This is a genomic window from Bradyrhizobium sp. Kon69 (genome assembly GCF_055807515.1).
Genome location: NZ_JBVVOS010000016.1, coordinates 82,289 through 104,976 on the forward strand (window position 1 = coordinate 82,289; position 22,688 = coordinate 104,976).

The following is a 22,688-nucleotide window of genomic DNA, read 5'->3' on the forward strand; positions in this document are numbered from 1 at the left end:
GGCGATGAAACCGCTTTCGCCTCTCACCACCGCCTGGACCCGTTCGAAGCCGCCTTTGCTGCGGTTTCTGGACAATTGCCTCAACGAATTCTCGGTGGAGAGCTCGGGCGCGGTCGCCGACTACATTCCCGAGCTCGGCAAGGCCGATCCTGCCTGTTTTGGGATCAGCCTCGCGACCCTGGACGGTCATGTCTACGAGGTCGGCGACTCCAGGGCGCCCTTCACCATCCAGTCGATGTCAAAGCCGTTCGTGTTCGCACTGGCGCTGGACCTGCTCGGCGCAAACAGGGTCGAGAGCGCGATCGGCGTCGAGCCGTCAGGTGATCCCTTCAACTCAATCCGGCTCAACTCGGAGAACCATCCGTTCAACCCGATGGTCAATGCCGGCGCGATCGCCTGCACCGGGCTGATCCACGACAGCAAGGGTCCGGACGCCTTCGAGCAAATTCGCCTCGCGCTCGGGCGTTTTGCCGGCCGCGACCTCGCCGTCGACGAGGCCGTCTACGCTTCCGAAAGCCAGACCGGCGACCGCAATCGCGCCATCGGCTATCTCCTCAAGACCAATGCGGTGATCTCGGATAATGTCGCTGCCGTGCTCGACGTCTATTTCCGGCAATGCGCGGTGCTGGTCACCGCGCGCGACATCGCCGTGATGGCGGCAACCCTCGCCAACCGCGGCGTCAACCCCGTCACCGGCGAGCAGGTGCTGACGCCGTATGCGATCTCGCGCACGCTCTCTGTGATGACGTCGTCGGGCATGTACGACTATGCCGGCGAATGGATCTACCGGATCGGCATCCCCGCCAAGAGTGGCGTCGGCGGCGGAATTCTCGCCGCCCTCCCCGCTCGCCTCGGGCTCGGCAGCTATTCGCCAAGACTCGACAAGCACGGCAACAGCGTGCGCGGCATCAAGGTCTGCGAGGCGCTGTCCTCGCATTACGATTTGCACATGCTCAACCGCAGCAACGACGCGCGCAACGCCGTCATCGCCGATTACGACATCGGCAAGAGTCCGTCGCGGCGCGTGCGCCGCCCGCAGGAGCGCGATATTCTCGCAGCCCACGAGCAGGAGGTGAGGATCATCGAGCTGGTCGGCACGCTATCACTGTCGGCGGTCGACTATGTCTCGCGCCGGCTTGCGGGCCGGCCGCGGCCGCAATTCGTGATCTTCGATCTCCACCGCGTCACCTCCACCACACGCGCCGGAGCGCGGCTGGTGGCCGAAGCGTTCGAGGAACTCGCGGGGCTGAATGTGACCGTCGTACTGTCAGGCGTCAGGCGTGCCTCCAAGGAATGGGACAGCCTGCGGGAATGGACCGCCGAGCTCAAGAACGTCCGCGACTTCTATTTGCTCGACACCGCGATCGAATGGGCCGAAGACCAGATCATCTATCGGTACGGAGGCTCGATCGATTTCCACGAGACCACCGAGCTTGCCGAGCAGCCGCTGCTGGCCGGCATGAGCGAGGAAGAGCTGACCGACCTCGCCTCGATCTGCACGATCCGGACCTATCAATCCGGGACAAAGATCCTCACCACGGGCGATCCCGCCGATTCCCTGTTCTTCCTGCGCAGCGGCGCGGTGCATGTCACCCTGCCGGACGGCGTGCGGCTGGCGACGCTCACCGCCGGCATGGCCTTCGGCGAAATGGCCCTGATCGAGACCACTCGCTCCGCCGACGTGTTCGCGGACATGGCGGCGACGGCGTTCGAGGCGCCCCTGAAAGCGTTTGAGCGCTTCCGTAAGCAGCACCCCCACGCCAGCGAACGCATCATGCGCAATCTTGCGCAGCTTCTGGCCGACCGCCTGATCGTCGCCAACGCCAGGGTGGATATCTTGACGTCGACCTGAGCGGCCTAGCGGCTCGCCGCCTCGCTGATCCGCCGCTTGATCTTGGCGGCGCTGGTCTTGAGCAGCTCGGATGGCTGCTGGCCGGTCGCCACGCACAGGCATGCCCAGTAGTAGATGACATCACCCAGTTCATCAACGAGGCCGGCCTGATCGAGCCAGTCATCGCGGAGCAGCTTCTTGATGTGCTCGGCCACCTCGCCGGATTCGCCGGCGAGACCGAGGCCCAGATAGGCCAGCCGTTCGTTGGACGGACGCTCATCGACTTTCGCAATCGTTGCAGCCCAGGCGGCATATTCATCGATCGTCATGAGCGTCCCTCACAGCAATGCCTCGATCAGCCTACCACTTCGGTGACCGGCTGAAGGTCGATCTCAAAGGTCTCCAGAAATTTCGACGTCATGATGTAGAAGCCGACAGAGAGCTGCAGCTCGACGAGCGCGGCCGGCGTCAGTTTCGATGAGATCGCCTTGAAGATCGCATCGGTCGGCTTGTTCAGCTTGACGATCTCGTCGGTGAAGGCGAGTGCGGCGCGTTGCGTCTCGTCGAAACAGCTCGCGGCCTGCCAGTTCTCGAGCGCCTCGTTCTGCTCGTCGGTGACGCCGACATTCTTGCCGATGCGCTTGTGCGCGACGATCTCATACGGCGCCTCGCACAAGATGCCGGTGCGGGTGATCGCGAGCTCACGCACGATCGGATCGAGCTCGCCCTTATGACGGATGGCGCCGCCGAGCCGGCAGTACTGCTCGAAGTAGCTCGGCGAATGCGACATCATCCGGAAGATGTTGGCATTGCGGTTCTTGTCGAGGATCTCGCGGGTGCGGTCGGATGCCTTGGACGGGTCGCTGTAGTTGATACGGGCCATGATTTTCCTGAAGTTTTTCCCTAAGCCTTTGATGCTTTTTGTCGTTCGCGGCGAAAGTTCCACGAAACTGTATTCTTGCGCGTCCGCAGGAGCAACAACATCGAGTCAAAATGCCGCCGCATTGCTGAACGACCTTGCTACAGTCGATATTCGCCGCGTGGGGACTTGATCGCGGCGGATACTCGCAAGGGGTGTTCCGAGTAAAAACAATTGGCCGTTGGGCGCTAACCGCGCATCGATGAGTCACGCCCAAGTCTAGGGAGAAAACGGCATGAAGGAAGCCACCAAGGGGGCGGCCTCGGAAGCGTTCGCGCATATGCTGGCGGTGATGGCGATGCTCGTCATCGCCAGCATTCTGTTCTACGGGCGCTAGTTAAGAGTCGGGTGAGTGCTTTCGTCATTCCGGGGTGGCCCTCGCACAGGCCAGGCCCAGAATTCCCGTTCCAGGCTCGGTCTCTCAGGACCGCCCCCGAATGACGGATCCCACCGCTCGCATTGCTGCAGTGGCTCGATGGAGCGCAGCGCAATCCGGGAAAGTCTATCGGTGAGGTAAAAACCCGGATTTCGCTTCGCTCCATCCGGGCTACTTCGAGCATCCAAAGTTCGCTATCTGTTTTTGGCAAAGAACGGCACCAGCTTGCCGGCGAACAGCTTGAAGCTGGCATTGACCTCATCGTCGATGGCGAGATCATTCTCACCATGCGCCATCATGCGAAAACCCTCGGCGCAATCGACCAGCAGGATGTTGTAGGGCACGTGCGCGCGCGTCTCGGGCGTGGCGGCGCGGCAGACCAGCGACGTCGCGTAGACCGTGCCCTTGCCACTGGCGCGCTGCTCGCGCGGATCGGACGCGCCGCAGGCCGCGCAGAAGGCGCGGTGGAAATACTGCACATGGCCGCATGAGGTGCAGGTCTGAAAGATGATGACCTGCTCACCTTGGGTCCAATCCGCGATTCGCTCGCTCATCGCACCCGCTCCAGGAACATGGTCACGTGGGACGACAGCACGCCGCCGTCGCCGTGCAGGAGCGCGATCGAGGCATCGCGGACCTGACGATTCGCCGCCCGTCCCGTCATCTGCAGATGCGTTTCGACAAGATGCGCCATGGCGCCACCGACGCCGCAATGACCGTAACTGAGCAGGCCGCCGTGGGTGTTCAGCGGCACCGCGCCGTCACGGCTGAAATGGCCGGTGCGCACGCGGGCGGCCGCCTCGCCCCGGCCAGCAAGGCCAAGATCTTCCAGCAGCATCGCGAGCGTGATGGTAAAGCTGTCGTAGATCGCGGCGTAGCGCACATCGGAGATCGCCAGGCCGGAGGTTTCCCTGGCGCGAGCGACGGAGATCTCGGCACCGAACTCGCTCAGGGCGGGCGCTGCAGTGACGTGCTGATGGGTATGGGCCTGGGCACAACCGCGAACGCGCACGCCGGCCTCTCCGGTCCGCTCACGGCTGATGACGAAGGCGGCACCGCCGTCGGACACCGGGCAGCAATCGAGCAGCTTCAGCGGCATCGCCACCGGCTTGGAGGCCATGACGTCGCCAACAGTGATGGAATCGCGGAATTGGGCGCCGGCATGGGTGCAGGCGTGGGCGCGCATCAGCACCGCGAATTCGGCGAGGTCTTCTTCCGTCACGCCGTATTGATGCATGTACCTGTTCGCGACCAGGCCGTAGTAGGCGGGAATGGTCGGTCCGAGCGGCACCTCGTAATCGGGATGGCCGACCTGCGCCAGCGCCTGGATCGAGGCATCGCGGCTCTGCCCGGTGAGACGGTTCTCGCCGGCGACGACGAGCACATTGCGGGCAACGCCCGCTTCGACGAGATGATGGGCGAGCATCGTCATCGCCAGCCCCGTGGCGCCGCCGACCTGGACGGCATGGGCGTAAGCGGGGCGGATGCCAAAATGCTCGGCAAAGACGGTCGCCAGCATGATGTGCGGCGAGACGGTGGAATAGCCGCAGAGGATGCCGTCGATCTCGGCGCGCTCGAGCCCGGCGTCGTCGAGCGCGGACTGCGCGGCCTTGCTCATCAGGTCGAGCGAGGACGAGCCTTCGTGCCTGCCGAAAGGCGTGAGGCCGGCGCCGGTGATGAAGCTCACGGGCGCACCTGCGCATCGTCATTCCGGGGCGGCGAACGGGTCACGCCATCGCGGACCATGGCGTCGATCTCGTGGGCGGAGTAGCCGACCTCACGCAGGATTTCCGCGCCGTGCTCGTTCAGCTGCGGCGCGAGCCGCACCGGTTCGGCTTCGGTCTCGGACCAGGTCGCCGTCACCCTCATGCTCCGGATCGGCCCTTCAGTTGGATGGTTCACCACTGGGAAAAAGTTGGTCGCCTCTAGATGCTCATCGTGCAGCATCGACGCGAGGTCGTGCATCGGCATCACAGGCACGTCGGCCTTGGTCAGCAGGTCGATCCATTCCTCGGTGCTGCGCGTCTCGAAGATGCGCGCGAGCTCGGCATAGACCACATCGATATTGGCGGCGCGGCCGGCGAATGTTGCGAACATCGCGTCGGCCCGCAGATCGTCGCGTCCCGTCGCCTTGAAGAAGTTCTCCCACTGCTTGTCGTTGTAGACGATGACGCTGAGATAGCCGTCCGATGTCTTGTAGGGCCGGCGGTCGCGCGAGAGATGGCGGGCGTAACCGCCTTTGTCGAGCGGGGGCTCGTAGGTGAGCCCGCCCATGTGGTCGCCCATGACGAAGCCGGCCATGGTCTCGAACATCGGGATGTCGACGCGCTGACCGCGTCCGGTGCGGTCGCGATGCACGAGGCTGGCGCAGATCGCGCCGACGGCAGTGAGGCCGACGATGCGATCGACCAGTGCGTTCGGCACATAGCGCGGCACGCCGTCACCGGTCTGCGCCATCAGAGCCGGCAGCGCGGTGGCGCCCTGGATCAGATCGTCATAGGCGGGTTTTGCAGCATACGGCCCGTCCTGGCCGAAGCCGAACACGCCGGCATAGACCAGACGCGGATTGATCTTGGCAACAACGTCATAGCCCAGCTGAAGCCGCGCCATCGCCTGCGGGCGGACGTTGTAGACGAGAACGTCGGCGTCTTTCAGCAAGCGCAGCACGGCCTCGCGGCCTGCGGGCTTCTTCAGGTCGAGGCAGATCGATCGCTTGCTGCGGTTGGTGTTGAGGAACACCGGGCCCATGCCGGCGTGCCGCATCGGACCGATCAGGCGGGTGACGTCGCCGTCCAGAGATTCCACCTTGATGACGTCTGCGCCGTAGTCGCCGAGCATCTGGGTCGCATAGGGACCCATCAGCACGGTGGTCATGTCGACGACCTTGATGCCCTTCAGCGGTCCCATCGTTCGCTCCCGATTGCGCGGGCTCAAGTGAGCCCTGCGATTTCGGTCCAGCTAACGGCAGCGGCGTCGCCTGCGCAAGGGCGGCCGGCGTATGGCCGCATGCGCCGGCGGCGAAAGGCCGCTATTTCTTCTGACGGGATTCGCGAATCTTGAGGAGACGGTCGAGCTCCTCGTTCTGCTGATTGATGCGGTCCGCGATCCGCGACTCGTTCTGCTCACCCGAGGCGGCCGCAGCCTGCTCGATGAGCTGGCGGATATTGTCCTCGAGAATCGCGATGCGATCGTTGAGTGCGTCCATCGACAGCGAATCTTCGTAGTCATTGCTCATGATGCATGTCCCGCGAATCAATCAGAGCCGTAGGGTGAGCAAAGCGAAGCGTGCCCACCATGATCTAGCGCAAAGGCCGTAGGGTGGATTAGCCGAAGGCGTAATCCACCAACTTTGTCGCCGAGGAAAGAAAGGTGGTGGGTTACGCTTCGCTAACCCACCCTACGCAGCCTTACTTCAACGGCTCCAGCACGGAGACGTAGTTGGCAACAGCCGCACCGCCCATGTTGAAGATGCCGCCGAGCTTTGCATTCTTGAGCTGCATGCCCTCGGGCGCTTGCCCGGCGAGCTGCATCGCGGTCATTACGTGCATGGAGACGCCGGTGGCGCCGATCGGATGGCCCTTGGCCTTCAGGCCGCCGGACGGATTGACCGGCAGCTTGCCGTCCTTGAGCGTCCAGCCTTCCTTGATGGCGCGGGCGCCCTGCCCCCTCGGCGTCAGGCCCATCGCTTCGTACTCGATCAGCTCGGCGACGGTGAAGCAGTCATGAGTCTCGACGAAGGAGAGATCGGACAGTGTAACGCCCGCCTTCTCCAGCGCGCGCTGCCAGGCGACCGTGCAGCCCTCGAACTGGAGGATGTCGCGCTTGGACATCGGCAGGAAATCCTGGGCGTGCGCGGTGGCGCGGAAGCCGATCGACTTGCTCATGCCCTTGGCGGTTTCCGCGTCGGCCAGCACCAGGGCAGCGGCACCGTCCGAGACCAGCGAGCAGTCGGTGCGCTTCAGGGGGCCGGCAACGTAGGGGTTCTTCTCGCTCTCGGCGCGGCAGAAGTCGAAGCCGAAGTCCTTGCGCATCTGGGCGAAGGGATTGGCGACGCCGTTCTTGTGGTTCTTGGCCGCGATCAGCGCCAGTGCGTCGGACTGGTCGCCGTATTTCTGGAAATAGGAGCTGGCGATCTTGCCGAACACGCCGGCGAAGCCGCCGACGGTGTCGCCGTCCTCAGGCAGATAGGACGCCTTGAGCAGGTTCTTGCCGATCTCCGGCCCCGGCGTGCGCGTCATCTGTTCGACGCCGACGACGAGGACAATCCTGGCTGCGCCGGCCGCGATCGCGCGCACGCCCTGATGGACGGCGGCGGAGCCGGTGGCGCAGGCGTTCTCGACCCGGGTCGCCGGCTTGAAGCGCAGCTTCGGGTCGGCCTGGAGCACCAGCGAGGCGGTAAAATCCTGGGGCGAGAAGCCGGCGTTGAAATGGCCGAGCACGATCTCGTCGACATCGCCAGCCGAAATGCCGGCATCCGCCAGCGCCTCATTGGCGACCTTCACCACGAGGCTTTCCACGGTCTCGGTGTCGAACTTGCCGAACGGCGTATGCGCCCATCCGACGATGCTGGCGGTCATGGTCTTTCTCCCTGGCGGTCTCTTGCTGACCTAAGTCTTAGCCCAGGGATGGCAAGACTTCACGCGGGTTTAAGGGCCTGGAGGGTGCGCTGGCAGATGGCAGTTATGCCGGCCCAGTTCCCGGCCCTGATCTCCGCCGTCGGGCACAGCCAGGAACCGCCGACCGCGACCACATTGGGCTCCGCGAGCCAGGTTGCCGCATTGGCCTCGCCGACCCCGCCGGTCGGGCAGAACCGCACGCTCGGGAACGGCCCACCCAGCGAGCGCAGTCCCTTGATACCGCCGGCCTGCTCGGCCGGAAAAAATTTTGCGACGTCGAAGCCGTAGGACAGCGCCAGCATCAGCTCGGACGCCGTGGCGATACCCGGCGCAAACGGCAAGGAGCTATGGGTGGCGGCCGCCAACAGGTCCGGCGTCAAACCAGGGCTGATGCCGAACGCGACGCCGAGCTTCTCGACACGGGTGAAGTCGGCCGGATTGAGAATCGTGCCGATGCCGACCACCGCCTCGGGCACTTCGGCCATCATCGCCCTCGCCGCCTCGATCGCAACAGGGGTACGCATGGTCACCTCCAGCGTACGGACGCCGCCGGCCACCAGCGCACGCGCCAGCGGCACCGCATCCTGGATACGCTCGATGGTGAGGACGGGAATGACGGTCGCGGCCTTGAACAGCGCGGCGAGGTGGTTCTGCTGGGCAGTCGTGGTCATCTTGGCTTTCGTTTCACTTGGTCGCTTGACGCGTGGTCGCCGGCCGGTGCCGTTTCTTCGGCGGCATGGCATAACCCGGAATGATGGCGCCGGAATAGCAGATCACGAGGCTGGCGAGGCGGTGCCCGGCCTGGGCGGCCTCGACAGGGTCGGAACCGGCGAGCCGCGCCGCGATATAGGCCGCCGCAAAGCTGTCGCCGGCCGCGGTGGTGTCGACCACGGGTTTGGACATGGGCTCGGCGCGGACCTCGTAGGGGCCCCCGGGAAAACGCAGCAGGCTGACCGGCTCGGCGAGCCGGAACACCAGCTCAGGGCTCGGGATGCGCACCATCAACTGCTCGTGGCTCTCGCCGGGATAGAGGGCGAGCAGGTCCTCGGTCGAGGTCAGCACGATGTCGGCGGCCGCGAAGGCCGCTGAAAACACCTCGCGCGCGACGTCGCGATCCGGCCATCCGCGCGCACGAAAATTGGTGTCGAACACGAAGCGGGTGCCGAGCAGGCGCGCGCGCTTGATCGCCGCGAACAGGCGCTCGCGCCCGGCCGCGTCGTAGATCGAGAGCGTGATCGCAGAGAGATAAACGATGTCGTAGCTCATCAGGGAGTTGAGGAGATCGTCCGTCTCCGGCAGATTCATCAGCTGGCGCGCCGCCGCACTGTCGCGCCAGTGGAAGAACTGGCGCTCGCCCTTCGCGTCCAGCTGGATCATGTAGAGACCGGGCAGCTTGCCCGGCAGCCGCGCGACGCGCCTCGTGCCGACGCCCTCGGCAGTCCAGGCTGCGATCATCTCGTCGCTCAGGGCATCGTCGCCAAGCGCGGTGAAATAATCGACCTTGACCTCGAGGCGCGCGAGGTACACGGCCGTGTTGAGAGTGTCGCCGCCGAATCCACGCGAGTAGAGGCCGCCACCCTGCCCGGCGGATTGTCCACCCTGGGCCTGCCGGAGCTCGACCATGCATTCGCCGATGCAAGCAACGCTCGCCATCACTTTACCCGCTCAGTCAGAGATCACGCGACGAAATTGCCGCCGAGCTCGTCTTCGATGTGAATGCGGATGATGTCGTCGAAAGTCTTCTCGGCCGTGGTGAAGCCGAACTCGAGCGACCGCTTTGCGTTGAAGTTGCGCGGCCAGCCGCCGACGATGCCGACGATGAAAGGATCGGGCTCCCGCTTGATGCGGGCGGCGACCTTGTCGCCGGCGACGCGTTTCAGTGCAGCGATCTGCTCGCCAACCGTCGCCGACAGGCCCGGCATGGTTAAATTACGGCGCGGCCCCACCGCTGCGAGGTCCATGGTGGCGGCATGCAGCAGGAAGCCGACGGCGGAGCGCGGCGTGGCATGCCAATGGCGGACGTCCTCGGACACGGGAAGAACCGCTTCCTTGCCGGCCAGCGGCTCGCGCAGGATGTTGGAGAAGAAGCCCGATGCCGCCTTGTTGGGTAGGCCGGGCCGAATGCAGATGGTCGGCAGGCGGATGCCGATGCCGTCGAGGAAGCCCCGGCGGGAATAGTCGGCCAGCAGCAATTCGCCGATCGCCTTCTGCGTACCGTAGCTCAGAAGCGGCGTGTGGAAGAACTCGTCGCCGATCGCATCGGGGAACGGCGCACCGAACACCGCGATCGAAGACGTGAAGACCACGCGCGGCTTGTAGCCGCCGCCGGCGAGCCTGACGGCATCGAGCAGCATCCGCGTGCCGTCGAGATTGATGCGGTAGCCCTTGTCGAAATCGAGCTCGGCTTCGCCCGAGACGATCGCGGCGAGATGAAAGATCACGTCCGGACGGCCGGCGATCAGCTTTTCGGCCGCACCCGGCACAGCGAAATCGCTCGACACGGTCTCGACGGCAAAACCGGCCTTTTCCGGCGCCTTCGGCTCGACCACGTCATGCATGGTCAGCTTGGTGATGTCGCTCTTGCCGAGCCGGCCGTCGCGCAACAACCGTTCGCACAATTTGCGGCCGACCATGCCGGCGGCGCCCAGAACCAGAATGTGCAAGAGCCTACTCCTTTTTATTAGCCCGAACGCACCGATTTCGGCGATTCGTCCTGGCGCGCTCTCAAGGCAGGCCCCGCGATCATTCCTTCACGGCGCCGGTCATCGCCGACACATAATACTCCACGAAGAAGGAATAAAGGATAACTACGGGAACCGAACCGGTCAGAGCCGCCGCCATCAGCGCACCCCAATGGTAGACGTCGCCATTGACGAGCTCGGTGATCGCACCGACGGGGATCGTCTTGTTCTCGGACGAGGAGATGAAGGTCAGCGCGTAGATGAACTCGTTCCAGGATAGCGTGAAGGCGAAGATGCCCGCCGAGATCACGCCCGGCAGCGAAAGCGGCAGCGTGATCTTCATCAGAATCTGCAGCCGCGTCGCCCCGTCGATCAGCGCACACTCCTCCAGCTCATAGGGGATGGTGCGGAAATAGCCCATCAGCAGCCAAGTGCAGAACGGGATCAGGAAGGTCGGATAGGTCAGGATCAGCGCCAGATTGCCGTCGAACAGGCCGAGCTGAAACACGATCGCCGCCAGCGGAATGAACAGGATCGAGGGCGGCACGAGATAGCCGAGGAAGATCGCAAGGCCGACATAGCGCGAGCCCTTGTAGCGCAAGCGCTCGATCGCGTAGGCGGCGCAGACGCTGGCGAACAGGGAAATGAAGGTCGAGGACACCGAGACGATCACGGTGTTCCACATCCAGAGCGGATAGTCGGTGTCGAAGAACAGCTTCTTGATGTGCTCCAGCGTCGGATGCACGATCCAGAACGGATTGTACTTTTCGTAGTCGTACATTTCCGCGTCCGGCTTGAACGTCGCGACCGCCATCCAGTAGAACGGGAATAGCAGGAAGAAGATGATCAGGCCGAGCGGAAGGTAGACCCGAAAAAATTTCCGTGGGAAGCTCTCGAGGTAGTCCATTCCGACGCTTTGGTCGTCTGCCGTGGTCATGGTCAGTCCCTCCCGCCCTGCTGCCAGCGGGAGCGCTGAAGCCCAAAGAAGCTGAGCAGGATCGCCGCGACCAGGAACGGAATCATCGCGTTCGAGATCGCCGCGCCCTCGCCCAGATTGCCGCCGGTGATGGCGCGCTGGAACGACAGCGTCGCCATCAGATGGGTGGAGTTGATCGGCCCACCCCGCGTGATGGTGTAGATAAGCTGGAAGTCGGTGAAGGTCATCAGCACCGAGAACGTCATCACGACCGCGATGATCGGCGACAGCATCGGCAGCGTGATGTGGCGGAAGCGCTGCAGATTGGTGGCGCCGTCGAGATTGGCGGCCTCATAGAGCGAGGGCGAGATGGTCTGTAATCCCGCCAGCAGCGTGATCGCCACGAACGGCACGCCGCGCCAGATATTGGCGGCGACGACCGACCAGCGCGCATTCCATGGATCGCCGAGGAAGTCGATATAGCGTGTGATCAGGCCGGCCTTGATCAACACCCAGGAGATGATCGAGAACTGGCTGTCATAGATCCACCAGAACGCGATCGCAGAGAGCACCGTCGGCACGACGAAGGGCAACAGGACGATGGCGCGGACCATCGACTTCATCGGCAGCCGTTCGTTGAGCAGCAGCGCCAAATAGAGGCCGATGGCGAATTTCACCGCGCTGGCGGCGACCGTGTAGAAGATGGTGTTGAACACCGAAAGCCAGAACACCGAGTCCTTCGCCAGCGAGACGAAATTCTGGAAGCCGATGTAGCGCCCGGCGCCGCCGATCTTGGTGTCGGTCATGCCGAGCCAGAAGCCCAGCGCCAGCGGGTAAGCCAGAAACAGGATGAGGATGGCGATCGCCGGCACCATGAACATCGCGCCGAGAAAATGCCGGCTCTCGAATGCTCTGGTCCACAGGCTGCTGCGCTTGACCTGCGCGGCTGCGGACTCGGCCATAACTGCCATGTCGGATTCCCCTTGACGAAGAGTCGCGGCGTCCGGCGAACCGGACGCCGCGTAGATTGGAGCTGATCAGACCTGGTAGTAACGCTTGGCGCGCTCGGCCGCGCGTGCGGCTGCCGCCTTCGGCGTCACGGAGCCTGACGCGGCTTCCGCGAACATGTCGACGACCACGAAGTCGCCCATGACGGCGGCGGAGGCATAGCCGAGATCGCCGGCATAGCCGTTGTCGCGGCAGCGCTTCAGGCAGTCGCGATACGGCGTGATCTTCGGATCCGACGTCCATACCGGGTTGTCGTTGTAGGCCGGAAGCGGCGGCGACACGTAGCCGTTGGAGGAGACCTCCCAGGCGTCGTAGTTCGCCTTGTCCATCATGAACTTGATGTATTCCTTGACCGCCTTCGGATACTTCGAGTGCTTGTAGCCGTAATAGACGAGCACGTTCTGCTGCTCGGTCGACACGCCCACGGGACCGATCGGCATCGGCGCGTGGTTCATGTCCTTGGCGATTTCCTGCTGCTTCGGATCGGTCGAGTTCTTTCCGACGGTCCAGATCGAGATGCCGTTCAGCGTCAGGCTGAGCTCGCCATTGAGGAACGCCTTGTTGTTGTTCGAGTCGTTCCACGACAGCACGCCGGGGATGAAGGTCTCGTAGAGCTGCTTGACGTATTCGAGCGCGGCGATCGTCTCCGGCGAGTCGATCACGACCTCGTTCTTGTCGTTGACGACCTTGCCGCCGAAGGCCCACAGCGCCCACTGGCACCAGCCGTTGGCGTCGCCCGTGGCGTGGCCGAGCGCGAAGCCGGCCGGCGTGTTGTTCTTCTTCAGCGCCTGGCAGAGCTTGAGGAAGCCGGCGGTGTCCTTGGGGAATTCATCGAAGCCGGCAGCCTTCACGTGGCTGACGCGGTAGTTCAGGCAGCCGCCGGTCGCGCCCTGCGGAATGGCGATCCAGCTGTTGCCCTTCTTGCCGTAGCGTTCAGCAACTGGATACCAGCCGCCATACTGCGCGCCGAGATAGTCGGCGACGTCAGTCATGTCGATCAGCTTTTCCGGGAATTTATGGGGATCATCGAGCGTTCCGATGATCAGGTCGGGACCGGCGCCGACATTGGCGGCGACCGCGGCTTTCGGGCGGATGTCTTCCCAGCTCTCGGCCTCGAGCTTGACCTTGACTCCGGTCTTCTCGGAGAACGCCTTGGTCTGCTCGGCGAATTTGTCGAACTCGGCCTGAATGAACTGCTTCCAGCGCAGCACGCGGATGGAGGCGTTCGGCTCGGGCGTGTTGGTCCACTCCGCCGCGCGCACCGGGACGATGCCCGGGCCGGCCAGCAGCGCCGCGCCGCCCAGACCGACTTTAAGCACACTTCGCCTGTCGAAATCGCTCATCGTTCTCTCCCTAAATTTTATATTTGTATTGGGTCGTCTTGTATTGGGCAGTTCTGCTTGGGCAGTTCTTCGGCGTCGCTACACGCGTTTGCCCGTCGCCTCGTCGAACAGATGAATCACGGAGGGATCGGGCTTCAGCTTGACCTTGTCACCCGGATTGAACTGGTGACGTTCGCGGAAGACCGCGACGACCTGCTCACCGCCGAGCTTCGCAAACACCTGCGTTTCCGAGCCGGTCGGTTCGACCACCACGATCTCGGCATCGGCGCCGTCGTCAGCGATGGTGAAATGCTCGGGACGCACACCGTAAACGACAGGACGCCCGTCGGACGCCGCCGGCGCGTTCCTGAGCGGCAGCTTGACGCCATTCGGCCCCTCGAAGGTCGCAACGCCGTTGACGCGCACATGACCCTTGAGGAAGTTCATGGACGGCGAGCCGATGAAGCCCGCGACGAACTGGTTCTCGGGCTTGTCGTAGAGCTCGAGCGGCGTACCCATCTGCTCGACGATGCCATCGTGCATAACGACGATCTTGTCGGCCATGGTCATGGCCTCGATCTGATCGTGGGTGACGTAGACCGTCGTGGTCTTCAGCCGCTGGTGCAGCTCCTTGATCTCGGTGCGCATCGCGACGCGCAGCTTGGCGTCGAGGTTCGACAAGGGCTCGTCGAACAGGAACACCTGCGGATCGCGCACGATGGCGCGGCCCATGGCGACGCGCTGGCGCTGGCCGCCGGAGAGCTGGCGGGGATAGCGTTCGAGCAGCGGCGACAGCGCCAGGATCTCGGCGGCGCGCTTGACGCGTTTGTTGATCTCTTCGGTGCTCTCGCCCCGCAGCTTCATCGAGAAGCCCATGTTCTCGCCGACCGTCATATGCGGATAGAGCGCGTAGTTCTGGAACACCATCGCAATGTCCCGCTCCTTGGGCTGGACATTGTTGACGACGCGGTCGCCGATCGAGATCGTGCCTGAGGTGATGTTCTCGAGACCGGCGAGCATGCGCAGAAGCGTCGACTTGCCGCAGCCGGAGGGGCCAACCAGGACGACGAACTGGCCGTCCTCGATCGGAATCGAAACGCCGTGCAGGACTTCAAAATTGCCGAACGATTTCCGCACGTCGCGGATTTGCACAGACGACATCTAGCTCCCTCCTCGAAAGTCCACGACGCATCTCGCGCCGCGACCGTCTTGTTTTTTCAGACTTCACCGACGAAGCCCAACCTTAGCGGGCGACATTGTCGGCAGTTTGTGCGGTTTTGGCAATTTGTCTTTGGTTAGTCTGTGCTGGTAGCGCTGTCAACGTTCCTTTGTTTGCGACAGTGAGTGTGTTAAGAGCAGCAAATGGGTCGAAACCGCACCAAGTCAGGCAAAATCCGGCTGGCGGAAGTCGCCGAGCTTGCTGGCGTAAGCCCGATCACGGCGTCCCGCTTCTTCCGCAATCCCGAGGCGCTATCGGTCGCCAAGCGGACCCGGGTCGAGAGCGCGGCCAGGGAGCTCGGCTATGTGCCGAACCTGGCGGCACGCGCGTTGGCCTCGCAGCGCACCGAGGTGATCGGTGTCTTGATTCCGTCACTAACCAATAATGTGTTCTCCGACGTGCTGCGCGGCATCTACGACGCCTCCGAAAACAGCCGTTACTCGATCCAGCTGTCCAACACACGCTACAGTATTCTCCAGGAGGAGAAGCTGCTGCGGCTGTTTCTTGCGCAGAAGCCCGCCGGGCTGATCGTCACCGGCATCGACCAGACCACGGAATCGCGCGCGATGCTCGATGCCGCCGACTGCCCGATCGTGCAAATCATGGAGATCGGGCCCAATCCGATCGACATGATGATCGGCTTTTCGCACTATGAAGCAGCCCGTGCGGCGGTTGCGCATCTGTTCGCGCAAGGTCACAGCAAGATCGGCTTCGTCGGCGCGCGGATGGATCCGCGGGTGCAGCGGCGGCTCGACGGGTACGTCTCGGCCATGAAGGACGCAGGGCTCTTCGAGCAACGCCTCGTCGTGACGACGGCGACACCGACCTCGGTAACGCTCGGAGGCGCCCTGTTCACCGATCTCCTGGCGCGGGAGCCCGGCATGGACGCGGTGTTCTGCGCCAATGACGACCTCGCGCTGGGTGTGCTGTTCGAATGCAAGCGCCGCGAGATCGCGATCCCCGAACAGATCGCGATCGTCGGCTTCAACGATCTCGAATTCATGGCCTCCGCCGTCCCCACTCTCACGAGCGTGCGCACCAACCGTTACGAGATGGGCAACACGGCCGCCAGCATGCTGATCGACGCGATCGACGGACGGCGCCCGGAGCATCCGGTGCTCGATCTCGGCTTCAAGGTGATCGAGCGGCAAAGCTCGTTGGCCCGGCGGTCGGACAACCGGCCAGCTGCTTCAGGCACGGGCGCTGCGAACAAAATGGTAGCGTTACCAAGCGGCCATGACTAGTATCGGATTTGTGAGGAAACGACCCGCCAGCGGGCAGGCAAATCGTCGCTCGCGCCGTTGGGCATCGCACAAGCCGATACCCTAAAACGGACGCCAGTGCGTTTGCATTGCAGGAGAAACCAATGACAAAAAAACCAACCAATGGGCATGCCCCCGCCGGCAACGGCGCTCGCCGCCACCTCCGCTCGCAGGAATGGTTCAACAATCCGCATAACCCGGGCATGACCGCGCTCTATATGGAGCGCTATCTGAACTATGGTCTCACCCGCGCAGAGCTCCAGTCCGGCAAGCCGATCATCGGCATCGCACAGACCGGCAACGACCTCTCCCCCTGCAACCGCCACCATATCGAGCTTGCCCATCGCGTCCGCGAAGGCATCCGCGAGGCCGGCGGCATTGCGATGGAATTCCCGACCCATCCGATCCAGGAGACCGGCAAGCGCCCGACCGCGGCGCTCGACCGCAACCTTGCTTATCTCGGCCTCGTCGAGATCCTCTACGGCTACCCGCTCGACGGCGTGGTGCTGACCACCGGCTGCGACAAGACCACCCCGGCCTGCATGATGGCGGCGGCAACCGTCAACCTGCCCGCGATCGTGCTGTCAGGCGGGCCGATGCTGAACGGCTGGCACAATGGCGAGCGCACCGGCTCCGGCACCATCGTCTGGAAGTCGCGCGAGCGGCTCGCCGCCGGCGAAATCGACTATGAAGAGTTCATGGAGATCGTGGCGTCCTCGGCGCCCTCGGTCGGCCATTGCAACACCATGGGCACCGCCTCCACCATGAACGGGCTTGCCGAAGCGCTCGGCTTCTCCCTGCCGGGCTGTGCGGCGATCCCCGCTCCCTATCGCGAGCGCGGCCAGATCGCCTACGAGACGGGAAAGCGTATCGTCGACATGGTCTGGGAAGACCTCAAGCCTTCGGACATCCTGACCCGCGAGGCGTTCGAGAACTGCATCGTGATCAACTCGGCAATCGGCGGCTCGACCAACGCGCCGATCCACATCAATGCGCTGGCGCGCCACATCGGCGTCGAGCTCTCGATCGACGACTGGCAGAAGGTCGGCCACGACGTGCCGCTCCTGGTCAACATGCAGCCGGCCGGCTTCTATCTCGGCGAGGAATTCCACCGCGCCGGCGGCGTGCCGGCCGTGGTGCGCGAATTGATGAAGCACAAGCGGATCCACGAGAACGCTGTCACGGTCAACGGCCGCGGCATCGGCGAGAACTGCGCCAATGCGCCAAAGCCGGACAACGACGTGATCTGGGCTTACGACAAGCCGCTGGTGAAGGACGCCGGCTTCCTGGTGCTGAAGGGCAATCTGTTCGATTCCGCGATCATGAAGACCAGCGTGATCTCCAAGGAATTCCGCGATCGCTACCTTAGCAATCCGACCGATCTCAATGCCTTCGAGGGCCGCGCTGTCGTGTTCGAGGGGCCTGAGGACTATCACGAGCGGATTGACGATCCCTCGCTCGAGATCGACGAGCGCTGCGTGCTGTTCATCCGCGGCACCGGCCCGATCGGCTATCCCGGCGGCGCCGAGGTCGTGAACATGCAGCCGCCTGCGGCGCTGATCAAACGCGGCATCATGTCCCTGCCCTGCATCGGCGATGGCCGGCAGTCGGGCACCTCGGGCTCGCCTTCGATCCTCAATGCTTCGCCGGAAGCCGCCGCCAATGGCGGGCTCGCGATCCTCAGGAACGGCGACAGGGTGCGCGTCGATCTGAACAAGGGCAGCGCCAACATCCTCATCTCCGACGACGAGGTGAAGAAGCGCCATGCCGAGCTCAAGGCCAATGGCGGCTTCAAACATCCGCCGAACCAGACGCCGTGGCAGGAGCTTTATCGCAACACCGTCGGCCAGCACGCGACCGGCGCCTGTATGGAGCTCGCCACGCGCTACCAGAACGTCGCCGGCAGCTTTGGTGTGGCGCGGGATAATCACTGAGTTAGGAACACGTAGCCCGGGTGCGCGAAGCGACACCCGGGACATCCGCTCCCGGATATCGCGCTCGCGCGCTCATCCGGGCTACGGCACTGAGTATCGAGGAGAACAACAAATGGCAGACCGCCTCAAGGGAAAGCGCGCCGTCATCACGGCTGCAGCGGCAGGCATCGGACGCGCATGCGCCATCGCATTCGCGCGTGAAGGCGCAACCGTCATCGCCACCGACATCAACGAGAGCGGCATCGCGGGCCTGACCAAGGAAGGCATCGCCGAGGTCGCCAAGCTGGACGTGCGCAGCACCGCCGACGTCAACGCCTTCGCCAAGCGCGTCGGCAAGGTCGACATCCTGCTCAACGCGGCCGGCTTCGTGCACCACGGGACCATCCTCGAATGCTCGGAAGAGGATTTTGATTTCTCGTTCGACCTCAACGTCAAGTCGATGCACCGGACCATCAGGGCCTTTCTGCCGGACATGCTCGCGGGCGGCGGCGGCAGCATCGTCAACATCTCCTCCTGCGCGGCGCTGCGGCCGCCGGCCAACCGCTACGTCTACAGCGCCTCGAAGGCCGCGGTGTCGCTGCTGACGCGCGCGGTCGCACTCGACTTCATCACCAAGGGCATCCGCTGCAACAGCATCTGCCCGGGCACCGTCGAGACGCCTTCGATGCTCGACCGCGCCGCGGCGCAAGGGCCGCAGGGCAAGGAGATGTTCGTCTCCCGCCAGAAGATGGGCCGGCTCGGCACCGCCGACGAGATCGCGTCCATGGCGGTCTATCTCGGCAGTGACGAGAGCGCCTTCACCACCGGCGTCGACCTCGTCGTCGACGGCGGCTACATGCTCTGACGCCAAGGCATCCAGAAGGCATCCAGCATGAACAAAATCGATCTCAACGGCCGTGTCGCCATCGTCACCGGCGGTGCGCAGGGCTTCGGCCGCGCCATCGTTCAGCGCTTCGTCGCCTCCGGCGCGAAGGTCGCGATCTGGGATTTTGATGCAGCCCTCGCCGAGAAGACGGCAAAGGAAATCGGCGACAATGCCCGCGTCTTCAAGGTCGACGTCACCGATACCGCGGCCGTCGAGCAGGCCCGCGACGCGACGCTTGCCGCCTTCGGCAAGATCGACATCCTCGTCAACAATGCCGGGATCGCCGGGGTCAACAAGCCGGTCTGGGAGACCGATCTCGAGGAATGGCGGAAAGTTCTGCGCATCAACCTCGACGGCCCCTTCATCGTCTGCAAGGCGATCGTGCCCGCGATGCTCAAGCAAAAATACGGGCGCATCGTCAACATCGCCTCGATCGCCGGCAAGGAAGGCAATCCCAACGCCTCGCACTATTCGGCGTCCAAGGCCGGCCTGATCGCGCTGACGAAGTCGCTCGGCAAGGAACTGGCGGCACATGACATTCTCGTCAATGCGGTGACGCCCGCGGCTGCGAAGACCGCGATCTTCGACCAGATGACGCAGCAACATATCGACTTCATGCTGTCGAAGATTCCGAAAGGCCGCTTCGTGCTGGTGGAAGAGCTCGCCGCGATGGTGAGCTGGCTCGCATCCGAGGACTGCGCGTTTTCGACGGGCGCCGTGTTCGACATCTCCGGCGGGCGCGCAACCTACTGAGGGCGCCATGATCAGAGAAGGCGGATGCCTGTGCGGCGCGGTGCGGTTCAAGGCGGAAGGTGAGCCGCTCAATGTTCGCGTCTGCCATTGCCGGAAGTGCCAAAAGGCAATGGGCTCGCCCTATTTCGCCCGCGCGCAGTTCGACCAGCGCGTGCTGACCGTCGAGGGCGACACCGAGCGCTATGCGTCGTCCGAGCACATCGACCGGGTGTTCTGCAAGCGCTGCGGCACGCGGCTGTTCGCCTGGCGACGCAACGGCACGCTGGCTGGCGTTGCGCTGGCGACTTTCGACGATCGCAACGCGTTTGTGCCGACCGAGCACATCTGGGTCTCGGAGAAGCTCGCCTGGCTGAAGCTCGACGACGGGCTGACGCAATATCCGGGGACGATTCCTGCATGAATTGCACGACTGCACGGCGGGTTCGGGGCGCCGATCATTTGCTGCGTGGCATTTCGGAACCGGCCACCCTATGTTGAGGTGAAGCGTTGCTGCACCACCGGTTGGCTGGGTCGGCTGCAAGACCGCAAGCAAACCGGGACGGACGAGCCGTGAACATTTCCTTGTATGACCTCTCGGTGTGGGTGCTGCCGCTGGTGCTCGCCATCACCTTCCACGAGGCTGCGCACGCCTTCGTCGCATACCGTCTCGGTGACGACACCGCATGGCAGCTCGGCCGTGTCAGCTTCAACCCGCTCCGCCACATCGACCCGTTCGGCACGCTGATATTGCCGGCGATGTTGCTGTTCGCGCATTCGCCGTTCCTGTTCGGCTATGCCAAGCCTGTGCCGGTGAATTTCCGCAAGCTCAACGACCCCAGGCTCGGCATGGTATGGGTGGCGCTGGCCGGGCCCGCCACCAACATCCTGCTGGCGCTGGCCGCAGCTCTTGCCCTGCACGCCCTCCCCTGGGCTCCGGCCAACTCGGCGCAATGGATCTTCGACAATCTCAAGAACGCACTGCTGATCAACGCGGTGCTGGCGGTGTTCAACATGATGCCCATCCCGCCGCTCGACGGCGGGCGCGTCGCGGTGGGGCTGTTGCCCCGCGCGCTCGCCTTGCCGCTGGCCCGGCTCGAGCCCTTCGGGATGCTGATCCTGATCGGCTTGCTGATCCTGCTACCGCTGGCGGGCTCCCAGTTCGGTCTAAATCTTGATGTTATTTCAGCAATACTGCGAACGTTGACCGGTTATGTGATTCAGGGTGTTCTCATTCTGACCGGCAATGCGTAGTTGAACAGCGACACACCCGAACACAAGCCGAAGGGCTCGAGGCCGACTTGGTCAAAGCTGCCGATATGCTGATCGCGCGACGCGCCGACACCCGCGCCCGCGCCGATTTCGCCACCTGGAAGATGATGGCCAAGCTCAACGGGTCGTCCGCGCTGCCTCCGGGGGCGCAGGAGTTCCTGGTGAGCTACAAGAACCTGCAGGCGCAGATGAACGAGGGCGAGGCTACCGAGGCCACCATCGGCGCCATCTACAAGGCCTACTATGCCGAGATGGGCGGCGCGGGAACCCCGCCTGACGTCCGCCCCCGGGCGGCCGAACCGGCGGCGGACAATGTTACCGCTTTCCGTCGCCCAGACCCGAAGCCGAAAAAGGTCAATTTCTTCGGGGCAGCGACCGCTGGCGCAACCCAGAAACGGCCGCTCCCGGTGGCCTTGATCTTCGCCTGCCTAGTCGTGGTCTATGTCGGGATCAGGCTCTACTGGCGCTGAGCCGACTTCTTCTTTTTCTTTGCGTCCGGCGGTGTGAAGATGATGTCGACGGTGCGCTCGAACCGGTCGTCGGTCAGGCTGGCGGGCGGCTGCGGGATGGGATCGGATTTGCGGACAATCGAGATCGCCGCCGCATCGTAAGCTGCATCCCCGGACGACTCGACAACGTCGACTGAAAGCACGTTGCCCCGTCGGTTGATCGCGAAGCTAACCTTGACCTTCTGATTGTTGGGCTCCTTGCCCTCCGGGTTGACCTTGTGGGCCGTGAGATGCGCGCTGATCTTGCGATTCCAGTCCGCCGTGAGCTTCAGAATGTCCTTGCCGATGCCGAGCACGGGCGCCAGCGCCTTCTCGGCCTCGCGCGCGTCCTCGTCGAGCGTCTGCCGCGCCGTCGCGACGGACTTCGGCGAGGCCTCCGCAGCGGGCGTCTCGACGGCCGCGATCTTCGGATCCTCGTCCTGTGGCTTCTTCGAGATGTTCTCGGTGACGACCCGATCGGGATCGTCGACCTGTTGCGACTGATCCTTTGGAAGCTCGGTTTCCCTGGTCTCGGCCTTTTGCTCGGGAAGCGCCTGCTGTTCCTGCATCGCTTCACTATCCGGTCCCGGCGGAAGGTCGGTGTCGGGCGCCTTCGGCGAGGCCATCTCGACAGCGAACTCCGCGCCGGCCGCGCCGAGGCCATCGTCGCCGTCATCGGCCCGCAGGTGCGCCAGCGCGAGCGCAGCGCCACCGAGATGGAGCGCGAGCGCCGCCATCGCTGCCAAAATCCAAAGCGTCCGGGCTGGTCTGGACTCGTCCGACATCGCGGGCCTCTAAGGCTGAGCGGCGCCTGCCGCAGGCGCTCCCGGAGCGCCTTCCAGCGCAACCAGCTTCACCCGCGAATAGCCGCCTGAGCGCAACAGCTCCATGACGCCCATCAACTCGCCATACGGCACCGAGCGATCGGCGCGCAGGAAGACGTACTTGTCCTTGCTCATGTCGGACAGCCCGTCGAGGGTGCCGATCAACTCGGCGCGGTGAACCGGGTTCTCTCCGATGGCAAGCGTCAAATCGGGCTTGATGCTGAGATAGGTCGGCTTGTCCGGCTTCTTCTGCGGCGTCGCACTCGACGTCGGCAGATCGATCGGCAGGTCGACGGTCGAGAGCGGCGCTGCGACCATGAAGATGATCAGCAGCACCAGGATGACGTCGATGAACGGCGTGACGTTGATTTCATGCGTCTCGCCGAAATCGTCGTCGTCATCATTGTCTGCGAGCGAAACGCCCAT

At 63.9% G+C, this 22,688-nt stretch carries 25 protein-coding genes; 9 read left to right on the forward strand and 16 right to left on the reverse strand.

Translation table 11 applies throughout. The features are described 5' to 3' along the window. Positions 1-4 precede the first annotated feature (4 nt). Positions 5-1,852 carry a glutaminase A gene (gene glsA, locus AC0L3U_RS21630; RefSeq protein ID WP_473363128.1) on the forward strand — a complete coding sequence of 616 codons (1,848 nt, stop codon included), beginning with the start codon at positions 5-7 and terminating at the stop codon, positions 1,850-1,852. A 5-nt stretch (positions 1,853-1,857) separates the two neighbouring features. Here the strand turns inward: glsA and AC0L3U_RS21635 are convergent, their stop codons facing one another. Continuing rightward, on the reverse strand, positions 1,858-2,160 hold the full coding sequence (locus AC0L3U_RS21635; protein WP_007609049.1) for a nucleoside triphosphate pyrophosphohydrolase family protein: 303 nt from the start codon (positions 2,158-2,160) through the stop codon (positions 1,858-1,860). A gap of 26 nt (positions 2,161-2,186) precedes the next feature. Beyond that, positions 2,187-2,714 carry a carboxymuconolactone decarboxylase family protein gene (locus AC0L3U_RS21640; RefSeq protein ID WP_473363129.1) on the reverse strand — a complete coding sequence of 176 codons (528 nt, stop codon included), beginning with the start codon at positions 2,712-2,714 and terminating at the stop codon, positions 2,187-2,189. Between AC0L3U_RS21640 and AC0L3U_RS21645 the strand changes: the two genes are divergently transcribed. Next, positions 2,713-2,883: a hypothetical protein gene (locus AC0L3U_RS21645; RefSeq protein ID WP_473363130.1), complete on the forward strand. Its 171-nt coding sequence runs from the start codon at positions 2,713-2,715 to the stop codon at positions 2,881-2,883. The two genes, AC0L3U_RS21640 and AC0L3U_RS21645, sit on opposite strands and share 2 nt — an antisense overlap. A 437-nt stretch (positions 2,884-3,320) precedes the next feature. Here AC0L3U_RS21645 and AC0L3U_RS21650 read toward each other — a convergent pair whose 3' ends face one another. The 12 genes from AC0L3U_RS21650 to AC0L3U_RS21705 all read right to left on the reverse strand — a co-directional run bounded on the left by AC0L3U_RS21650 (position 3,321) and on the right by AC0L3U_RS21705 (position 14,830). Beyond that, the gene (locus AC0L3U_RS21650) at positions 3,321-3,680 is read right to left on the reverse strand and encodes a Zn-ribbon domain-containing OB-fold protein (RefSeq protein WP_473363131.1); all 360 of its coding nucleotides are present in this window, start codon (positions 3,678-3,680) and stop codon (positions 3,321-3,323) included. Beyond that, positions 3,677-4,813 (reverse strand): thiolase family protein, encoded by a 1,137-nt coding sequence (locus AC0L3U_RS21655; protein WP_473363132.1) that lies wholly within the window; start codon positions 4,811-4,813, stop codon positions 3,677-3,679. The genes AC0L3U_RS21650 and AC0L3U_RS21655 overlap by 4 nt, the downstream gene beginning before the upstream one ends. Next, positions 4,810-6,033: a CaiB/BaiF CoA transferase family protein gene (locus AC0L3U_RS21660; RefSeq protein ID WP_473363133.1), complete on the reverse strand. Its 1,224-nt coding sequence runs from the start codon at positions 6,031-6,033 to the stop codon at positions 4,810-4,812. The genes AC0L3U_RS21655 and AC0L3U_RS21660 overlap by 4 nt, the downstream gene beginning before the upstream one ends. A gap of 121 nt (positions 6,034-6,154) precedes the next feature. Continuing rightward, positions 6,155-6,361, reverse strand: a complete 207-nt coding sequence (locus AC0L3U_RS21665; protein WP_027517389.1) for a hypothetical protein — start codon at positions 6,359-6,361, stop codon at positions 6,155-6,157. A 172-nt stretch (positions 6,362-6,533) separates the two neighbouring features. Further along, positions 6,534-7,703 carry an acetyl-CoA acetyltransferase gene (locus tag AC0L3U_RS21670; RefSeq protein ID WP_007609038.1) on the reverse strand — a complete coding sequence of 390 codons (1,170 nt, stop codon included), beginning with the start codon at positions 7,701-7,703 and terminating at the stop codon, positions 6,534-6,536. Positions 7,704-7,762: 59 nt separating this feature from the next. Further along, positions 7,763-8,413 (reverse strand): bifunctional 4-hydroxy-2-oxoglutarate aldolase/2-dehydro-3-deoxy-phosphogluconate aldolase, encoded by a 651-nt coding sequence (gene eda, locus AC0L3U_RS21675; protein ID WP_473363134.1) that lies wholly within the window; start codon positions 8,411-8,413, stop codon positions 7,763-7,765. A 13-nt stretch (positions 8,414-8,426) separates the two neighbouring features. Continuing rightward, the gene (locus AC0L3U_RS21680; RefSeq protein ID WP_473363135.1) at positions 8,427-9,395 is read right to left on the reverse strand and encodes a sugar kinase; all 969 of its coding nucleotides are present in this window, start codon (positions 9,393-9,395) and stop codon (positions 8,427-8,429) included. A gap of 23 nt (positions 9,396-9,418) precedes the next feature. Further along, positions 9,419-10,405: a D-erythronate dehydrogenase gene (gene denD / locus AC0L3U_RS21685; RefSeq protein ID WP_473363136.1), complete on the reverse strand. Its 987-nt coding sequence runs from the start codon at positions 10,403-10,405 to the stop codon at positions 9,419-9,421. A gap of 79 nt (positions 10,406-10,484) precedes the next feature. Beyond that, on the reverse strand, positions 10,485-11,360 hold the full coding sequence (locus tag AC0L3U_RS21690) for a carbohydrate ABC transporter permease (RefSeq protein WP_007592322.1): 876 nt from the start codon (positions 11,358-11,360) through the stop codon (positions 10,485-10,487). A gap of 2 nt (positions 11,361-11,362) precedes the next feature. Next, on the reverse strand, positions 11,363-12,310 hold the full coding sequence (locus AC0L3U_RS21695; RefSeq protein WP_473363137.1) for a carbohydrate ABC transporter permease: 948 nt from the start codon (positions 12,308-12,310) through the stop codon (positions 11,363-11,365). Between the two features lie 66 nt (positions 12,311-12,376). Next, positions 12,377-13,690, reverse strand: coding sequence for an ABC transporter substrate-binding protein (locus AC0L3U_RS21700; protein WP_473346519.1), 1,314 nt, complete (start codon positions 13,688-13,690; stop codon positions 12,377-12,379). 78 nt (positions 13,691-13,768) lie between these two features. After that, positions 13,769-14,830, reverse strand: a complete 1,062-nt coding sequence (locus AC0L3U_RS21705) for an ABC transporter ATP-binding protein (protein ID WP_007592328.1) — start codon at positions 14,828-14,830, stop codon at positions 13,769-13,771. A 201-nt stretch (positions 14,831-15,031) separates the two neighbouring features. Between AC0L3U_RS21705 and gntR the strand changes: the two genes are divergently transcribed. The 7 genes from gntR (at position 15,032) to AC0L3U_RS21740 (ending at position 21,420) form a co-directional block, all read left to right on the forward strand. Beyond that, on the forward strand, positions 15,032-16,132 hold the full coding sequence (gntR, locus tag AC0L3U_RS21710; protein ID WP_473363138.1) for an HTH-type transcriptional regulator GntR: 1,101 nt from the start codon (positions 15,032-15,034) through the stop codon (positions 16,130-16,132). Positions 16,133-16,254: 122 nt separating this feature from the next. Further along, the gene (locus AC0L3U_RS21715) at positions 16,255-18,084 is read left to right on the forward strand and encodes an IlvD/Edd family dehydratase (protein WP_473363139.1); all 1,830 of its coding nucleotides are present in this window, start codon (positions 16,255-16,257) and stop codon (positions 18,082-18,084) included. A gap of 112 nt (positions 18,085-18,196) precedes the next feature. Then, positions 18,197-18,928, forward strand: a complete 732-nt coding sequence (locus tag AC0L3U_RS21720) for an SDR family oxidoreductase (RefSeq protein WP_473363140.1) — start codon at positions 18,197-18,199, stop codon at positions 18,926-18,928. A gap of 27 nt (positions 18,929-18,955) precedes the next feature. Further along, positions 18,956-19,702 carry an SDR family NAD(P)-dependent oxidoreductase gene (locus AC0L3U_RS21725; RefSeq protein ID WP_473363141.1) on the forward strand — a complete coding sequence of 249 codons (747 nt, stop codon included), beginning with the start codon at positions 18,956-18,958 and terminating at the stop codon, positions 19,700-19,702. 7 nt (positions 19,703-19,709) lie between these two features. Continuing rightward, positions 19,710-20,102 carry a GFA family protein gene (locus AC0L3U_RS21730; RefSeq protein WP_473363142.1) on the forward strand — a complete coding sequence of 131 codons (393 nt, stop codon included), beginning with the start codon at positions 19,710-19,712 and terminating at the stop codon, positions 20,100-20,102. Between the two features lie 149 nt (positions 20,103-20,251). Next, positions 20,252-20,932: a site-2 protease family protein gene (locus tag AC0L3U_RS21735; protein ID WP_456769648.1), complete on the forward strand. Its 681-nt coding sequence runs from the start codon at positions 20,252-20,254 to the stop codon at positions 20,930-20,932. A gap of 65 nt (positions 20,933-20,997) precedes the next feature. Next, entirely contained in the window at positions 20,998-21,420 is a 423-nt protein-coding gene (locus tag AC0L3U_RS21740; protein WP_456769649.1) for a hypothetical protein, read from the forward strand. On the opposite strand, the gene AC0L3U_RS21745 is transcribed toward AC0L3U_RS21740, so the two are convergent. Continuing rightward, the gene (locus AC0L3U_RS21745; RefSeq protein WP_473363143.1) at positions 21,408-22,223 is read right to left on the reverse strand and encodes an energy transducer TonB; all 816 of its coding nucleotides are present in this window, start codon (positions 22,221-22,223) and stop codon (positions 21,408-21,410) included. The genes AC0L3U_RS21740 and AC0L3U_RS21745 overlap by 13 nt on opposite strands. A 9-nt stretch (positions 22,224-22,232) precedes the next feature. Then, a complete protein-coding gene (gene exbD / locus AC0L3U_RS21750; protein WP_018459254.1) occupies positions 22,233-22,688 on the reverse strand; it encodes a TonB system transport protein ExbD in 456 nt (151 codons plus the stop codon).

What these genes read in the sequence shown, in the direction of transcription:
- glsA (WP_473363128.1), top strand. Translation starts at nt 5, where the DNA reads ATGAAACCGCTTTCGCCTCTCACCACCGCCTGGACCCGTTCGAAGCCG.
- AC0L3U_RS21635 (WP_007609049.1), bottom strand. Translation starts at nt 2,160, where the DNA reads ATGACGATCGATGAATATGCCGCCTGGGCTGCAACGATTGCGAAAGTC.
- AC0L3U_RS21645 (WP_473363130.1), top strand. Translation starts at nt 2,713, where the DNA reads ATGATTTTCCTGAAGTTTTTCCCTAAGCCTTTGATGCTTTTTGTCGTT.
- AC0L3U_RS21640 (WP_473363129.1), bottom strand. Translation starts at nt 2,714, where the DNA reads ATGGCCCGTATCAACTACAGCGACCCGTCCAAGGCATCCGACCGCACC.
- AC0L3U_RS21650 (WP_473363131.1), bottom strand. Translation starts at nt 3,680, where the DNA reads ATGAGCGAGCGAATCGCGGATTGGACCCAAGGTGAGCAGGTCATCATC.
- AC0L3U_RS21660 (WP_473363133.1), bottom strand. Translation starts at nt 6,033, where the DNA reads ATGGGACCGCTGAAGGGCATCAAGGTCGTCGACATGACCACCGTGCTG.
- AC0L3U_RS21665 (WP_027517389.1), bottom strand. Translation starts at nt 6,361, where the DNA reads ATGAGCAATGACTACGAAGATTCGCTGTCGATGGACGCACTCAACGAT.
- AC0L3U_RS21670 (WP_007609038.1), bottom strand. Translation starts at nt 7,703, where the DNA reads ATGACCGCCAGCATCGTCGGATGGGCGCATACGCCGTTCGGCAAGTTC.
- eda (WP_473363134.1), bottom strand. Translation starts at nt 8,413, where the DNA reads ATGACCACGACTGCCCAGCAGAACCACCTCGCCGCGCTGTTCAAGGCC.
- AC0L3U_RS21680 (WP_473363135.1), bottom strand. Translation starts at nt 9,395, where the DNA reads ATGGCGAGCGTTGCTTGCATCGGCGAATGCATGGTCGAGCTCCGGCAG.
- AC0L3U_RS21690 (WP_007592322.1), bottom strand. Translation starts at nt 11,360, where the DNA reads ATGACCACGGCAGACGACCAAAGCGTCGGAATGGACTACCTCGAGAGC.
- AC0L3U_RS21695 (WP_473363137.1), bottom strand. Translation starts at nt 12,310, where the DNA reads ATGGCAGTTATGGCCGAGTCCGCAGCCGCGCAGGTCAAGCGCAGCAGC.
- AC0L3U_RS21700 (WP_473346519.1), bottom strand. Translation starts at nt 13,690, where the DNA reads ATGAGCGATTTCGACAGGCGAAGTGTGCTTAAAGTCGGTCTGGGCGGC.
- AC0L3U_RS21705 (WP_007592328.1), bottom strand. Translation starts at nt 14,830, where the DNA reads ATGTCGTCTGTGCAAATCCGCGACGTGCGGAAATCGTTCGGCAATTTT.
- gntR (WP_473363138.1), top strand. Translation starts at nt 15,032, where the DNA reads ATGGGTCGAAACCGCACCAAGTCAGGCAAAATCCGGCTGGCGGAAGTC.
- AC0L3U_RS21715 (WP_473363139.1), top strand. Translation starts at nt 16,255, where the DNA reads ATGACAAAAAAACCAACCAATGGGCATGCCCCCGCCGGCAACGGCGCT.
- AC0L3U_RS21720 (WP_473363140.1), top strand. Translation starts at nt 18,197, where the DNA reads ATGGCAGACCGCCTCAAGGGAAAGCGCGCCGTCATCACGGCTGCAGCG.
- AC0L3U_RS21725 (WP_473363141.1), top strand. Translation starts at nt 18,956, where the DNA reads ATGAACAAAATCGATCTCAACGGCCGTGTCGCCATCGTCACCGGCGGT.
- AC0L3U_RS21730 (WP_473363142.1), top strand. Translation starts at nt 19,710, where the DNA reads ATGATCAGAGAAGGCGGATGCCTGTGCGGCGCGGTGCGGTTCAAGGCG.
- AC0L3U_RS21740 (WP_456769649.1), top strand. Translation starts at nt 20,998, where the DNA reads ATGCTGATCGCGCGACGCGCCGACACCCGCGCCCGCGCCGATTTCGCC.
- AC0L3U_RS21745 (WP_473363143.1), bottom strand. Translation starts at nt 22,223, where the DNA reads ATGTCGGACGAGTCCAGACCAGCCCGGACGCTTTGGATTTTGGCAGCG.
- exbD (WP_018459254.1), bottom strand. Translation starts at nt 22,688, where the DNA reads ATGGGCGTTTCGCTCGCAGACAATGATGACGACGACGATTTCGGCGAG.